At 31.8% G+C, this 15,992-nt stretch carries 12 protein-coding genes; 5 read left to right on the forward strand and 7 right to left on the reverse strand.

Features of this window, described 5'->3' with window-relative positions; translation table 11 throughout:
• The first annotated feature begins 116 nt into the window (after nucleotides 1-116).
• The gene (locus CLU82_RS15365) at nucleotides 117-3,023 is read left to right on the forward strand and encodes a PAS domain S-box protein (RefSeq protein WP_198520230.1); all 2,907 of its coding nucleotides are present in this window, start codon (nucleotides 117-119) and stop codon (nucleotides 3,021-3,023) included.
• 119 nt (nucleotides 3,024-3,142) lie between these two features.
• Here the strand turns inward: CLU82_RS15365 and CLU82_RS20740 are convergent, their stop codons facing one another.
• The 6 genes from CLU82_RS20740 to CLU82_RS15395 form a co-directional block, all read right to left on the reverse strand.
• Nucleotides 3,143-3,319: a hypothetical protein gene (locus CLU82_RS20740; protein ID WP_157813369.1), complete on the reverse strand. Its 177-nt coding sequence runs from the start codon at nucleotides 3,317-3,319 to the stop codon at nucleotides 3,143-3,145.
• A 149-nt stretch (nucleotides 3,320-3,468) separates the two neighbouring features.
• On the reverse strand, nucleotides 3,469-3,771 hold the full coding sequence (gene trxA, locus CLU82_RS15370) for a thioredoxin (RefSeq protein WP_100843916.1): 303 nt from the start codon (nucleotides 3,769-3,771) through the stop codon (nucleotides 3,469-3,471).
• Between the two features lie 209 nt (nucleotides 3,772-3,980).
• Complete coding sequence (locus tag CLU82_RS15380) at nucleotides 3,981-4,817, reverse strand: methyltransferase domain-containing protein (RefSeq protein WP_100843918.1); 837 nt, start codon at nucleotides 4,815-4,817, stop codon at nucleotides 3,981-3,983.
• A 197-nt stretch (nucleotides 4,818-5,014) separates the two neighbouring features.
• Nucleotides 5,015-6,424 (reverse strand): rhodanese-like domain-containing protein, encoded by a 1,410-nt coding sequence (locus tag CLU82_RS15385; protein ID WP_100843919.1) that lies wholly within the window; start codon nucleotides 6,422-6,424, stop codon nucleotides 5,015-5,017.
• Nucleotides 6,425-6,495: 71 nt separating this feature from the next.
• The gene (locus CLU82_RS15390) at nucleotides 6,496-7,281 is read right to left on the reverse strand and encodes a sulfite exporter TauE/SafE family protein (RefSeq protein WP_100843920.1); all 786 of its coding nucleotides are present in this window, start codon (nucleotides 7,279-7,281) and stop codon (nucleotides 6,496-6,498) included.
• A gap of 123 nt (nucleotides 7,282-7,404) precedes the next feature.
• Entirely contained in the window at nucleotides 7,405-8,028 is a 624-nt protein-coding gene (locus CLU82_RS15395) for a Crp/Fnr family transcriptional regulator (RefSeq protein ID WP_100843921.1), read from the reverse strand.
• A 205-nt stretch (nucleotides 8,029-8,233) separates the two neighbouring features.
• Between CLU82_RS15395 and CLU82_RS15400 the strand changes: the two genes are divergently transcribed.
• From CLU82_RS15400 to CLU82_RS15415, 4 genes are all read left to right on the forward strand, one after another.
• Nucleotides 8,234-8,539, forward strand: a complete 306-nt coding sequence (locus CLU82_RS15400) for a rhodanese-like domain-containing protein (protein WP_100843922.1) — start codon at nucleotides 8,234-8,236, stop codon at nucleotides 8,537-8,539.
• Nucleotides 8,540-8,603: 64 nt separating this feature from the next.
• The gene (locus CLU82_RS15405; RefSeq protein WP_100843923.1) at nucleotides 8,604-10,184 is read left to right on the forward strand and encodes an NADP-dependent glyceraldehyde-3-phosphate dehydrogenase; all 1,581 of its coding nucleotides are present in this window, start codon (nucleotides 8,604-8,606) and stop codon (nucleotides 10,182-10,184) included.
• Between the two features lie 688 nt (nucleotides 10,185-10,872).
• On the forward strand, nucleotides 10,873-12,750 hold the full coding sequence (locus CLU82_RS15410) for a M1 family metallopeptidase (protein ID WP_100843924.1): 1,878 nt from the start codon (nucleotides 10,873-10,875) through the stop codon (nucleotides 12,748-12,750).
• A 140-nt stretch (nucleotides 12,751-12,890) separates the two neighbouring features.
• Nucleotides 12,891-13,292, forward strand: a complete 402-nt coding sequence (locus CLU82_RS15415; RefSeq protein WP_157813370.1) for a cytochrome c — start codon at nucleotides 12,891-12,893, stop codon at nucleotides 13,290-13,292.
• A 631-nt stretch (nucleotides 13,293-13,923) separates the two neighbouring features.
• Here the strand turns inward: CLU82_RS15415 and CLU82_RS15420 are convergent.
• Complete coding sequence (locus CLU82_RS15420) at nucleotides 13,924-15,960, reverse strand: M13 family metallopeptidase (protein WP_100843926.1); 2,037 nt, start codon at nucleotides 15,958-15,960, stop codon at nucleotides 13,924-13,926.
• Nucleotides 15,961-15,992 lie beyond the last annotated feature (32 nt).

Raw genomic sequence — 15,992 nt, forward strand, 5'->3', positions numbered from 1 at the left:
TCTATTAATTCAATTTTGCTTTGAGATATAAAATGAGCATTCCTTAAAATTGTTTTAAAAAGTACAATGAAGGTTGCACATTAGATGTTTCAATGGTAAACAATAAATGTCTTCATATGAAAGAAAATTTACCATCTGTTGAAGAATTATTACAAAAAATAAAAAAACAAGAACATACTATTTCGCTATTGCAAAAGAAGATTGACTCTATTGCAAATTTTGAGTTTTTTACCCGAGAAACTTCCGATTTTATTTGTGTTTCGGATTTAAATAGTTATTTCAAAGAATTTAATCTTGTATTCATTAATAAACTAGGATATTCTAAAAGAGAATTACTGGTAAATAGCTATATTCAATATGTTTATCCAGAAGATATTCCTAAAACAAGGAACGCTTTACAAGAACTTTTAAATGGGAATAAAACCGTAATTTTTGAAAATAGAATCCTTTCCAAAAAAGGAGAACTAATAACGGTGCAATGGACTTCAATTATAAATCCTTCTAAAAATTTGGTGTATTCCATAGGAAGAGACATTACTGAAATTAGAAAAGTTCAAGAAAAATTATTCGCAAGCGAAAGTTTACTAAATGATGCTCAGAAAATTGCAAAAATTGGAAGTTGGGAATTCAATCTTCTAAACAATGATTTAATTTGGTCTAACGAACTGTATTGTATTTTCGAAATGGAGAAGAAGCCAAGTAATCATTTATTTGATAATTATTTGAAATATTTTTCTGAAGAGGATAAGGAGATGGTATATAGTAAAATACATGCATGTGTGCAAAATAAAAAACCTTATGAAGTAACTCATAAAATACTATTTCCTGACAATCGAACCAAGTGGATTTATGGAACAGGAATTCCAATATTAAATGATAAAGACGAAGTAGTAGCTTTACGAGGGGTTGTTCAAGATATTACCGAAAAAAAAAGAATAGAAAATGAAATTTTAGCAAAAGAAAAAGAAGTTGCCGTTATTAAAGAGAAAGAGAGAGAACAAGAGAGTAATGCTAAGTTTAGAAACTATGTAGAGAATGCTCCAGATGGAGTTATGGTGGTAAATATGGAGGGATGCTTTATAGAAGTGAATCCGGCTGCTTCTAAGATTACAGGCTATTCCAAAAAGAAATTATTAAAAAAAAAGCTGAGAGATTTAACGCCATCGGATTCTCTAGTAAATATTGAACCTATTTTTTCAACTCTTTTTTTGAAAGGAACTTCAAATGATAGTATACCTTTTATACATCAAGATGGAACTATACGTGACTGGTCAATTGATGCTGTTAAACTTTCGGAAAAGCAAATTTTATTGTTTGTAAAAGATGTGACTGAACGGAAAAAAGCAGAAGTAAAGCTAAAGGAAAGTGAACTTTTTTTAAAAGAAACTCAGGATATTGCTCAAATAGGAACCTATAGTATCAATATGTATACAGGAAAATGGGCACGTACCGATTTGTTGAATACAATTTTTGGAATTGATTCTGATTATGATTTGAACGCAGAATCATTTACCGCTCTAGTTCATCCGGATTGGAAAGAAAATTTAGAACTTTATTTTCAAGATGAAGTGGTTAATAAAAGAAAACCATTTGATAGAGAATATAAAATTATAAGAGTAAACGATAAGGCAGAACGTTGGGTGCATGGAATGGGAAGCTTAAAATGGGACAATGAGAACAAGCCATTAGTTGTTTTAGGAACCATTCGTGACATTACAGAGCACAAATTATTAGAATTGGAATTGATAAAATCTAAAGAAAAAGCCGAAGAAAATGAAAAAGATTTATATGTAAAGTATATTGAATATGAAGAAATAAACGAAAGGTTAAAACAAACTAATAGGGAACTAAAAAAAGCAACAACTCAGGCAGAAGAAGCCAATAGAGCCAAATCGGATTTTTTATCCAATATGAGTCACGAGATTAGAACACCATTAAATGGTATTGTGGGTTTTACCGATTTATTGATGAAAACTAATCTCGAAAAAAACCAATTGGAATATATGTCTACGGTTAATATTTCGGCCAATTCATTAATGGAAATTATTAATGATATTTTAGATTTTTCTAAAATTGAGTCTGGAAAATTGGAATTACACATTGAGGATATTGATCTTTTTCGACTATTACATCAAGTGATAGAATTGTTTAAACACCAAGCCAATTTAAAAAATATTGTTTTAACGCTTGCAATCGGAGAAAACGTTCCACAATTTATTTACGCAGATTCAATACGATTGAAACAAATATTGGTAAATTTAATTAGTAATGCATTAAAATTTACCTCTTTTGGACATATTAGATTAGATGTCGAACATGTAAAAGAGGGTAAAAAAAAGACGGTTATAAAATTTTCTATTAAAGATACAGGTATTGGAATTAAGCATTACAATCAAAAAAAGATTTTTAATTCATTTGTACAAGAGGATAGTGCTACTTCTCGAAAATTTGGAGGAACAGGTTTAGGTTTGGCAATTTCTAATTTGCTGCTTGGACTAATGAAAAGCAGTATGCAGCTAAAAAGTAAATATGGAGATGGAAGTGATTTTTTCTTTTTTATAAAATTTAAAAAAGCAGAGCCTATAAAAGAGAATTTTACTGAGTTAGCAACACATAGAGTAATTAAAAAAATAGAGAAAACAAAAAACCTAGATGCATATCGAATTTTAATTGTAGAAGATAACAAAATAAATATGTTTTTAGCGAAGACTCTAGTGAAAAGAATTATTCCAAATGCTGTTATTTTGGAGGGTAGGGATGGTCAGGAAGGGGTTGAACAATTTGAAGTAAACAAACCTGACTTGATTTTAATGGATATTCAAATGCCTATAAAAAATGGATACGAAGCTACTCTCGAAATCAGAGCTCTTAAAAATGGTGATAAAATACCTATTATTGCTTTGACAGCAGGAATTATGCTTGGGGAGAAAGATAAATGCTTAGAGTTTGGTATGAATGATTATGTTTCAAAACCAATAATAGAAGATGATCTGGATGTGATTATTCATAAATGGTTACCATAGGAATAGTTTTGTGACTATCTAAATAAATAAGCGGTTCTGATTTTGTATAGAATGTGTATAAAAAAAAAGAGCGTCGAATTACTTCAACACTCTTTTCGGGGCATTATAAATTAATTGCATTACAGTTTCTGTGCAGATTTAGCAGTACAACAAGATTTTTTAGATTTGTCGCATGCTTTTTTTTCTTTAGCAGTGCATTCTTTTTTTGTAGATTCTTTTGACTTTGTTTCTTGAGCACTCATATTCATCCCTGCCGAAAAAAGAGCTACTGCTAAAATGGTGATTAGGTTTTTCATTTTTTGATTTTTGATTGTTAATGAGTTTCAAAAGTATTCCTTTTTTTGAATAAGGATTATTAATTAACTTTTTTATAACGTAATGTTGGGAATATATTGAGCTCAATAATAGCAACATTCATAATTAAAAATGAATATCTTTTTTTTGATTAAAAACTGTGCTTTTCTTTAATTATTTTAATTAAATCAGAGCTACTTAGAACACCCGATTGTCTCCATAATTGTTTTCCGTTTTGGAAGAGAATCATTGTTGGGACTCCACGAACTTGATATTGAGAAGCTATTTGTTGATTTTTGTCGACATCAATTTTGATGATTGAAATTTGTTCTCCCAAATTATCTTTTACTTCTTTTAAAATAGGAGCCAATGTTTGACAAGGACCACACCAAGTGGCAAAAAAATCAACCAAAACAGGTTTCTCTGATTGAATAATGTTGTTGAAAGCACTCATTTTTTGGAGTATTTGTTTTTAGGGACGGTGCAGCCATTAGGCCCACAGCCTGAATTAAATATAGCTTGAATAAAGAAAAATAATCCGAAGACAATAAAAAACCATTCGTGTGTATTGTAGGCTTGAGCGAATAAGAATATGGCAAAAGCTAAACGAAAAACCCGCATGGCATTCCAGTTGCTAAATAGTAATTCTTTCATTTTGTAGGTTTATAAAATGGGATTTTCAATTTTATATTTGGGATCGTAGCTAATTTCTTTTTGAAAAGTTTTCAAATTAATTTCAAAATTACTTATTATTAATATTTCAGCAAAATTTGTACTCATATTTACATTCAAAACGCCATCAATTGCAGTAAACTTTTCGGAAACTGCATTGCTACATCCATTACAAGTGATGCCTTCAAATGAATATAAATTTACAATAACTGTATTGTTTTTTTGTATTTCTATCCATAATTCGGTTCCAGCTCTTGGTGTTACTGAATTTTGAGATACTTCTATTTTTAAAAAGTCGAAAGCTGCCTTGAAAAGCATTTCATATTCTTCTCGGCTTCCACCAAATGGAGGATTTGTTTCGAATGTTCGGTTGAATAATAATCCGGCAATTTTTCCTTCTTTAGCTAATAGCTGATGCATTTTCCAAACGTATTTTTGGCGCATTGTGGGAGGCAAAGCACAGAAAAAAGTTTGTTCGAGGATCAAATCATATTCGCCTTTATGTTCAAAAAAATCTCCTAATAGAATATTGATGTTAGGATTATCTTTGAATTTGGTTTTTAGATTTTGAACCAATGTAGGGGCAATATCAATAACGGTAACATTTGTAAAACCTTGTTCTAAAAGATACACTGCTTCATAGGTGTTTCCACAACCGGGAATTAAAATTCGAGTGTTTTTATCTTTTAAAGTATCGATATAACTTTTTATAGGCAGTGATACTGTTCCAAGATCCCAACCTGTTGTATTGGCTTTATATTGATTGTCCCAATAGGTTTGATCCAAAGGATTATCACAAGCTACTACGCAACATTTTAAATTGTCCATACTTATTTTTTCTTTTGAAAGTGTTTATATTTTAACAACTAAGTTTACTGAAATAGTATTGCTTCTTAGGTACTTGCGTGAGTGATAGGAGCTAGCTACCGAAGTAGCGCGGATAGTACGACAGCATCTCAATAAAAGGGCAAATACTCGCAAAGATTAGTTGCCCTTTTATTGGGATGGTGGCACGCCCTGACTATTTAAATTTTACTTTGGCACACAAAATCAGTTCTGGGAACATTAGTTTTTGTAATAGCATTAAATCCGCCTTCAATTTCGCTGAAATTTCGAAACCCTCTTGCTTGCAAAATAGATGCGGCGATCATACTACGATATCCACCTGCACAATGTATGAAAAATGGCTCGTTTGGATCAATGTCTTTCATCCAATCGTTGATGTTTGCCAGTGGTTTACTGTAGGCTTCGGCTACGTGTTCGGCACTGTACTCTGTTTCTTTACGAATGTCGATGATTTTGCTTTCGCCAATTTTTACTTGTTTTTGGAATTCCTCGGCTGTAATTCTATTTACGATGTCAATTTCTTTTTTAGCATTTTTCCAAGCATTAAAACCACCTTCTAAATGACCTACTAAGTTGTCAAAACCTACACGACTTAAGCGGGTTACAGTTTCTTCTTCACGCCCCAGTTCGGTAATTAAAAGAATTGGTTGTTTTACATTGGCAATTAAAGCACCAACCCAAGGAGCAAAATCCCCATCGATTCCTATGTTTATGGATTGTGGAATGAAGCCTTTGGCAAAATCACCGTTTTTTCGGGTATCTAGAATTAAAGCTCCAGTTTCATCAGCAGTTGATTCAAATTTTGTTACTGATAAAGCATTCATCCCATGTTTTAAAACTTCCTGAAAACTGTCATATCCTTTTTTATTCATGGCTACATTCATTCCAAAATAAGCTGGAGGAGGAAGTAAGCCATCGGTTACTTCGGTTATGAATTCGGTTTCGGTCATGTTGGCTCTCAATGCATAATTAGTAGCTTTTTGATTTCCGATGGTCGAAACTGTTTCTTTGCTCATGTTTTTACCACAAGCACTGCCCGCGCCGTGTGCTGGATATACAATAACATCATCGGACAAGGTCATAACTTTGTTTCTTAACGAATGGAAAAGTAATCCTGCCAGTTGTTCCTGAGTCATTGAAGCTGCTTTTTGAGCAAGGTCTGGTCTTCCCACGTCACCAATAAACAGGGTGTCACCAGAGAAAATAGCATGGTCTTTTTTATTTTCATCAATTAACAAATAGGTTGAGCTTTCCATAGTATGGCCGGGTGTATGCAATACTTTTATTTTGATATTTCCTATTTCAAATAATTGATTATCGGTTGCAATAATGGATTCAAACTCGGGTTTTGCAGTTGGACCATAAACGATTGGAGCACCTGTTTCTTTGCTTAAATCAAGATGACCAGAAACAAAATCAGCATGAAAATGAGTTTCAAAAATATATTTCAGTTTCACTCCATCGCGGGTAATTCTGTCTAGATAAGGTTGTGTTTCTCTTAGCGGATCTATTATAGCAGCTTCACCATTGGAAGTGATATAATAGGCTCCTTGCGCTAAACATCCTGTATATATTTGTTCTATTTGCATGATTTTAATTTTAAAAAGAGTTACAAAGTTACTCCTGTTTTATGATACTATATGTGATAAAAATTACTTTGTTAGATGAAAATTTCTTTAATGATAATGTAAATACCCATTATCAAAACAAACCATCCAAAAATTGGCTTGAGTTTGTTGCTATCTATTTTTTTGGATAGGTGAGTGCCAATAAACATTCCTATGAAAGCCATACTTGAAATACTCAGTAAAAAGATATAATCTATTGGTGCACCAATATATAAATCACCTGCAAAACCAATAGCAGAATTAATAAAAATGATTAATAATGAAGTGCCAACAGCTTGTTTCATTGGTAATTTGGCAAAAAACAAAAGAGCAGGAATGATTAAAAATCCACCACCTGCACCTAGAAAACCTGATATAGTTCCAATCACAGCTCCAATTACTGCTAGTTGCCAATAATTAGTACTAATAGCGTGTATTTGAGTTTTGGTTTTACCAATCATAGAAATAGATGCCGATACCATCAGGATTGCAAAAATGATCATGATTAGAAAGTTCTTGGTGACTTGAAAATCATTTATGGTAAAAAGCAAATTAGGAATCTTCAAAAAAATTACTTCTCGAATAATCAAAATTGAAAATACGGAAGGAATGGCAAAATATAATGCCGATTTGATTTTGAGGTTTCCCATTCGATAATGGCTAAAACATCCTGATAAAGCTGTGACTCCTACTATGAATAAGGAATAACTAGTCGCCAGTTTTGGATCAATTTTGAATAAATAGACCAATATAGGAATGGTTAAAATAGATCCTCCACCGCCGATTAACCCTAAAGAGAGTCCTATTATGACCGAAGCCAAGTAACCAAAATATTCCATGTCCTGTTTTTATATTTCAGACAAAGATGCGAAGTGTTTTTTTATATAGATGTAACTTTTGTCACATTGGTTTAGGTTTGTCTGAAAGCTAAAATTTGCCTACTGTTAGCCGAATACGATTAACTATAGAATTTCAATCTGATTGCGGTGCAAAACGACCAAACCTCGCTGTTCCATTTTTTTGAGTAGCCTCGATATAACTTCTCTGGAAGTATTCAAATCAGATCCGATTTCTTGATGTGATAGTTTTAATTCTTTGCAGCCACAAGCTTCAACTTGGCGTTTTAGATAAAATTCCAACCGCTCATCCATTGCTCTAAAAGCAATACTGTCAATTACCTCTAGTACTTCTTCTAAGCGATTGCGATACGAGCCTACAACAAATTCGTACCAACTGCGATGTTCCATCATCCATTTGTCCATCATTGCTAATGGAAGCATGATTATCTCAGCATCTTCAACTACTTTTGCCATGATTTGGCTTTTTTCATTCTTGATGGCGCAAACCATAGATAAGGCACAGGCTTGTCCAGGTTGTAAGTAATACATGAAAAATTCGCCACCATCACTGTCTTCACGATAGACTTTGATTGTTCCTTTTACTAATAGTATGGTGTTTTTAATATATTGTCCAGTGCGCATGATCACTTCTCCTGCACTAATATTTTTTATTATTTCATTTGCTTTGATGTCTTGTATCAATTCATTTGAAAAGGAAGGAAATGTTTTTTTTAATAGCTCTGGCATTTTGTTTTTTATTTAGAAATTAATTGGAATTCAGGAGTGTAAAAATACTAAAAATAGAACTTATTTATAATTGAAATGACGTCTGATATGATGTTGAAATATATTCGATATTACGAAAACGTTTTCTTTAAATTATTGTATAATTCACAAAAAAGGGGTGTATTGTTTGAGGAAAATCTCGTATTTTTACGAAAAAATATATATTATGAATTTGACACAAGAAGAATGGGTTTCTCAAATGGAAGCCGATGAGAATGCAGTCCTGTTAGATGTAAGAACCGAAGATGAATGCGATCAAGGCATAATAGAAGGTTCTATTAATATTGATATTCATAAAGGTCAGGAGTTTGTTGATACTATTGCTGCATTAGATAAAAGTAAAAATTATTATGTGTATTGCCGCTCTGGAATGAGAAGTGCAAAAGCATGTGAAATTATGAACGAGCTGGGTATAGACAATGCCTATAACTTACTCGGTGGAATTATAGAATGGGAAGGTGATATAGTTTAACATCACAAAAAAGAGGCCAACGCCTCTTTTTAAAATTTAATAGAAATAACCAAAATAACCAAGAATGAATACAATACCTCAAGAATTTCAAATTACATCTTTGCTTAACCAAGACACTTATTTGGTAAACGGCGAATTAAAAAAATGGACAGGAAAAACAACACCAGTATATTCAACTATTTCTTCAACTGAAAAATATGAACCAACTTTATTAGGTTCTATTCCATTTATGGGAGAAGCAGAGGCACTAGAGGTAGCAGAATCTGCTAAAGCAGCCTTTAATAATGGACAAGGATTATGGCCAACAATGAAAGTTGTTGATCGTATCAAATGCATGGAAAAGTTTGTTGTTAAAATGAAAGAAACCCGTACCGAAGTAGTGAAACTTTTGATGTGGGAAATCGGTAAGACATTAGGCGATTCTGAAAAAGAATTTGACAGAACGGTAGAATACATTGAAGATACTATCGAAAGTTATAAAGAACTACATGGCCGTAGCGCACATTTTTCTAAAGTACAAGGAATTAATGCCATGGTACGTAGGGGACCAATTGGAGTTGTATTGTGTCTTGGACCTTATAATTATCCATTGAACGAAACCTTTACATTGCTTATTCCAGCTTTGATTATGGGTAACCCAGTGATTTTCAAGCCTGCTAAACATGGTGTATTATTAATTTCGCCATTATTGGAAGCTTTTAGAAGCAGTTTTCCAAAAGGAGTAATTAGCATTGTTTATGGTAGAGGTCGCGAGATTGCTTCACCAATAATGAAATCAGGTAAAGTAGATATTTTGGCTTTGATTGGAAACAGTAAATCAGCTATTGCTTTACAAGATCAGCACCCAAACAAAAACAGATTGCGTTTGGTATTAGGATTAGAAGCTAAAAATCCAGCAATTATATTACCAGATGCTGATTTGGATTTGGCTATTCAAGAATGTATAGCAGGAACTTTGTCTTTTAATGGGCAACGTTGTACTGCTTTGAAACTTTTATATGTGCATGAATCAATTGCCGAAGAGTTTAATAAACGTTTTGCAGCCAAAGTTGATTCTTTAGTATTCGGTAATCCATGGGAAAAAGGAGTTTCATTAACACCACTTCCAGAGGCAGAAAAGCCAGGGTATATTCAGGAATTAATTGACGATGCTACCAGTAAAGGAGCAAAAGTGATTAATGCTAAAGGAGGAGAGCATAGCGATAATTTTATATTTCCTGCGGTTTTATATCCAGTAAAAAAAGACATGCGTGTGTATCAGGAAGAACAATTTGGTCCAGTAGTACCAGTGTTGACTTTCAAAGATATTCAAGAGCCATTGAATGATATGGCTGAGTCAAATTATGGACAACAAGTAAGTTTGTTTGGTAAAAACATCAAAACTCTCGCTCCACTTATCGATACTTTGGTAAACTTGGTTTGTAGAGTAAACTTGAACAGTTCTTGCCAGAGAGGACCAGATGTTTTCCCTTTCACAGGAAGAAAAGATTCTGCTTTTGGAACATTGAGTATTCATGATGCTTTGCGTTCATTCTCAATCAGAACTTTTGTTGCTTCAAAAGACAATGCCTATAACAATGAAATAGTACAAGAATTGTTAAACAGTAAAGAATCAAATTTCATCAATACCGATTATATTCTATAATCATTTTTTGAACTTTTTTAAAAGAGGCGATCTAGTTTTAGATAGCCTCTTTTTTGTATTAATACAGTATTGAATTTATTTTATCTTTTATGATTTTGTGACAAATAAAGGTATTATACCTACCTATGCTATTTTTGTTTAATCCTAGCGATGATGAATCGATGAAGCTGTAGAGTGGTTTAATGGGTTGTTTTTTAGTAATGTACTGGTGTTGTGCTGCTAAATTCCTTATCTTTGTTAGAGTAGTTTTTTAGTTTATTTCTAAAAATAATAATAACTACTGATTAGAATGATTAAAGGAATTTAATCTGTGACAAGTTTTACTTCAAAATATTTATTAGTATCAAAAAGAAAGCAAAAATAGTCGCCAAAAATTTCCACGGGTATTTACATCGCGAGCCTTATTATGTGCATCCCAAATTAAAATTCATTCCTAATATAATTGTTAATAGCATCTCTCTTTTTATTGCTATTGCATTAATAAGTGCCATTTTGTATTTATTATGTAGCTATTTGATAAAGGCTTTTTATAATTTATAATTATTTAAAATTCAGTATTTTAAATAATATTTGAAAGGTTGTATTTGGCTTTTTCCATGAAAAAAGTATATTTATTTTGTTACAAAAAACTTTATTTTTAGACTTACTTGTTATTATTAACCAGTAATTATCAAAAAATAAAATCAGCATGATAAAAAACTTCCTTACACAGGTATCAGTTGCTCTTTTTTTTCTTGCTCAAAGTAGTTTTGCACAAGAGCTTTATATGCCAAGAAATATAAAAGAGGCTTATACCAAAGAAACCCGTTCAATGGATGGCAAACCAGGTAAAAAGTATTGGCAAAACCACGGTGCATATACAATGGATATTACCGTAAATCCTACCAACAAAACAGTTAGTGGAATCGAAACTATTGTTTATGAAAACAATAGTAATGATACTTTGAAAAATATGGTAATCCGTTTTGTTAATAATTTGCATAAACCCTCTTCACCAAGGAGTGGGACGGTTAGTACAGATTTTTTATCTGATGGATTAACAATTACTTCTCTCAAAATAAACGGAATTGTTTATAATGAAGATGCCAGAAAATGGGGTACAGTTGGGAATGTGAAAATGAAAAGCCCAATACTTCCTAAATCTAAGGCTACTTTAGAAATTGAGTGGAATTATCCATTATCTAAAGAGAGCGGAAGAGAAGGACAAATAGATGAATCGACTTTTTATGTAGCATATAGCTATCCTAGAGTATCTGTATTCGATGATTATAATAAATGGGACAGATTGCCTCACACGGATCGTCAAGAGTTTTATAATGACTTTAATGACTATGTTTATTCGGTTAAGGCTCCTAAGAATTATGTAGTGTACGGAACAGGTGATTTGTTAAATCCTGATGCCGTTTTAAATCCTGAGTTTTCGGCTCGTTTAAAGAAATCGTATACTTCAGATGATATTACGCATATTGCTAATGAGCAGGAAATGAAAGAAGGACGAGTTACCCTTCAAAATGATTGGAATACTTGGAAATTTCAAGCAAATAATATTACCGATGTGTGTTTTGGTTTAAGTAATCATTATTTGTGGGATGCAGGTAGTGTGATCGTAGATTCGAAAACCAAACGTCGCACCAGTACACAAGCTGCTTATGATGTAAAAGGAACAGATTTTATCAACTCTGTTAAAAACAATAATTATGCATTGGCATGGTTTTCTAACAATTGGCCAGGAGTTCCATACCCATTTTCAAAAATGACCGCTTTTCAGGGATTTGCAGATATGGAGTATCCTATGATGGTTAATGATTCTCAAATGGGAGATCCGGTTTTTGCTCAATTGGTACAAGATCATGAAATTGCTCATACTTATTTTCCTTTTTATATGGGGATAAATGAAACTAGATATGCTTTTATGGACGAAGGTTGGGCTACTACTTTTGAATATCTTATTGGTATAGCCGAACACGGAAAAGAAGCTGCTGATAAATTTTATAAAGAATTCAGGGTTGAGCATTACATTAATGACGCTTCAACCGAAGAAGATCAACCGATAATTTCAATGTCGACGCAGGTTTCAGATGCGGGTTATGGTAATAACTCTTATGGAAAAGCTTCCCTATCTTATATTGCTTTGAAGGATTTACTTGGAGATGATCAATTCAAAAAATCACTTCATTTTTATATGGATACCTGGAACGGAAAACATCCTATCCCGTGGGACTTTTTTAATTGTATGAATAGCAGTTCAGGCAAAAATTTAAATTGGTTTTTCAATAATTGGTTTTTCACGAATAATTATATTGATTTGGCTATTGATAAAGTAGAACAATCCAAAGGCACTATTTCGATTAAAAATGTAGGAGGTTTTGCGATTCCTTTTGATGTTGTTGTCGTTTACAAAGATGATTCAAAAGCGGTTCTACACCAAAAACCATCCATTTGGGAAACGAATCAAAAAAGTACTGTGATTTCTTTTAAAGTTGATAAAATAATAAAATCGATTTCTGTTGATAATGGTATATTTATGGATGCTACTCTGTTAAATAATATATGGAATAATCAATAAAATTGCTTTTTATTTGATATTTACTAATTTTTGTATTTTATTTTGGTTTTTATTCAAAGTTTGTTCGTTTTCATGATAAATATCAGTTTTAGTGCTATAACGTTTTCTTAAATTTGATGTATAATTTAATAGCACAGATCATGAAAGCAAATTTTAAATTTTTAGCACTATTAACTTTACTAATTACAACAGGAACAAAGAGTATAGCTCAGGAAATAAGCTGGTATGCTCCTGAATATTCTAATTCATTACAAAATCCATTTGTAGGAAATCAAAAGGCAACAGATGGAGGGGGAGAAATATTCAATCAGATGTGTGTGCTGTGTCACGGTGTAAAAGGACAAGGAAACGGGGAAGCGGGGCGTACACTGCAGCCACATCCTGCTAATTTTACTGCTCTGAATGTAAAGAATCAAACAGATGGTGCTATTTTTTGGAAAATAACCAATGGCAATGCACCTATGGCTACTTACTTTGAAATTTTAACAGATGATCAACGATGGAAGTTGGTCAACTATATACGAGAATTAGAAAAAAAATAATTTTGAATTAGTAACCGAATAATTTTTTTTTAAAGAAAACCGTTACGACTTATTAATTTAAGTAGCAGCGGTTTTTTTTTATTTGCATGTACTAGTAGATGAAAAATAATTTTAGATAGCCACACTAAAGAGTTTTTACGGAATTGAAGTATGTGATTTATGAAAAAATACAACAAATTTAGCTGTAATCAATAAAATAATAACATTAGTTTCTTTCGATAATGATGTATTTATAGATGTTAGTTCGTTAAAAGTTTTGATTTATAATTTATTTAAATGTGTTTTAATTGAATATTTGACAAATATGATGTAGTATATTGTTTTTTGTTTGATGATAATGTAATTTTGCACGAAATATCAGATTTTATTTTTTGTGTTAGCAAAAGCCATAATTCCGGTATCCCTTTGAAATTTAAATAGATAATAAATCATATATAAGAATTAGAAAAAATAGTTTTGAATTAGTACCTGAAAATATTTTTTTAAGAAAAAACCGCTACTACTTATCATGTAAGGAGTAACGGTTTTTTTGTGAATAAAATCTATTTATAGCTTTTAATAAAATTAGAATTTCATATTTTTAATGTGATTCCAATTTAATTAAATGGTTTGGTTGTTAAATTTAGTTTTTTTACCAAATCTGAACTCTTAAAGTCTTTGGTTGCCACATTTTGCTTCCTTCTTTGATGTTAAATGCTTTGTAGAATTCTGGTGTATTTGCTAATGGTCCATTAACTCTAAATTGTGGAGGTGAATGTACGTCTGTCATTATTTGTTGTGATAAAGATTCCTTAGTTGCATTTACCATCCAAGCATATCCATAAGCCAAAAAATAACGTTTTTCAGGTGTCAGACCACTAACAATCTCTTTGGTTTTGTATTGTTTCGTTTTTTTAAATGCTTCAAAACCCATAATAACACCACCTAAATCGGCAATATTTTCTCCTTGATTTGAATCTCCGTTAACATGTTTGCCGCCTTCAATTTCAAATTTATTAAATTGCTCTACAATTAATTTGGTTTTGGCTTTGAACTTGGTATAATCTTCCTTTGTCCACCAATTGTTTAAGTTTCCTTTATCATCATATTGGCTTCCTATGTCGTCAAATCCATGAGTAATTTCATGTCCGAATGTTGAACCACCAATGATTCCATAAAGAATAGCATCATCCGGCATTCTTCCTTCAAAACCTGGGACTATAATATTGCAAGCAGGTACACAAATTTCGTTATTGACAGGGTTGTAATAAGCATTATACGTTTGAGGATATAAAAGCCATTCTGTTCTATCAACAGGTTTCCCAAACTTATTAATCATATAAGTATAATTCCATCGATTAACAGATTTTATATTGTTGATATATGCTGTTTTATCGATAATAATCGAACTTAAATCCTTCCACTTGTCAGGATATCCAACCTTCATTACTATTTTATTTAATTTATTTAGAGCTTTTCCCTTTGTGGTTTCACTCATCCAATCTAACTTTTTGATACGTTCTGCATACACATCGCGGACATTATTTCCTATTTCAAGAAGTTTTTCTTTGGTACCTTTTGGCAAATATTCATCGATATATACTTGTCCAATTAATTCACCTAATCCTTCGTCTGTTTGTCTTACGATTCTTTTCCAGCGTGGTTTTTGTTTTTTAATTCCATTCATCACAGTGCTAAAGAAATAGAAATTTTGACGCTCAATATCTTTATTCAAATAAGCTGCATACGAATTGAATAAATCCCATTTTAGATACGTTTTCCATTCGTCAATTGTGTAACTTTTTAGTGCAGCATTTAATCCTTTATAAAATTCCGGTTGACCAACAATTACAGTATCGGCATTTTTAATATTTAAATTGGTAAACATTATTTTCCAATCAATGTCTGGAGTAAGTTTATTCAGTTGGGTAACTGACATTTTATTATAGTTCTTATTTGGATCCCGAAGATCTTCCAGTTTTCTGGAATTCTTTGCTAATTCAGTTTCCAATTTCATTACGATTGTAGCATTTTCAGAAGAAATATTTTTATTTTCTCCACATAATTCAAATATTTTAGCAATATGTTTTACATATTCCTTTCTAATATTTTTGGTTTCAGCATCAGTATCAAAATAATAACTACGCTGTCCTAGTCCTAATCCACCTTGATTAATAAACAAAGCATTTTTTGAACTTATTTTGTCATCTTGACTTACACCAAAACTAAAGGCAGGTGTTGTACCAGTAGTTTGAAAATAAGCAATTGTTTGCAATAAACTTGATACGTCTTTTATATTGTCAATCTTAGAAATTTCATTTTTAAGAGGTGTAATTCCAAGTTTATCAATAGTGATTGAATCCATTCCTGAAGCATAGAAATCACCAATTTTTTGTTTATTACTCCCTTTGTCAGCATTAGATTCGGCAGATTTTAGGCAGATAGTTTTAATTTGATTATTAATCGTATCCTGAATTATTCTGACAATTCCATTACTTTTTTCAGAAGAAGGTATAGGATTCTTTTTGAACCAACCTCCATTAGCGTAATTAAAAAAATCATCTGATGGATTGACAGTTGTATCCCTATTGGTAAGTAATGGGTCAACAAATGCAGTGTCTTTTTTATTACAACTAGCTATGCTTAATGTAATTATTGAAAAAAGGGTAATTTTGGTAATTATTTTCATGTACAATAGATTTAGTAAAGAATTAGTATTAA

The sequence above is a fragment of the Flavobacterium sp. 5 genome (genome assembly GCF_002813295.1).
Classification (GTDB): domain Bacteria; phylum Bacteroidota; class Bacteroidia; order Flavobacteriales; family Flavobacteriaceae; genus Flavobacterium.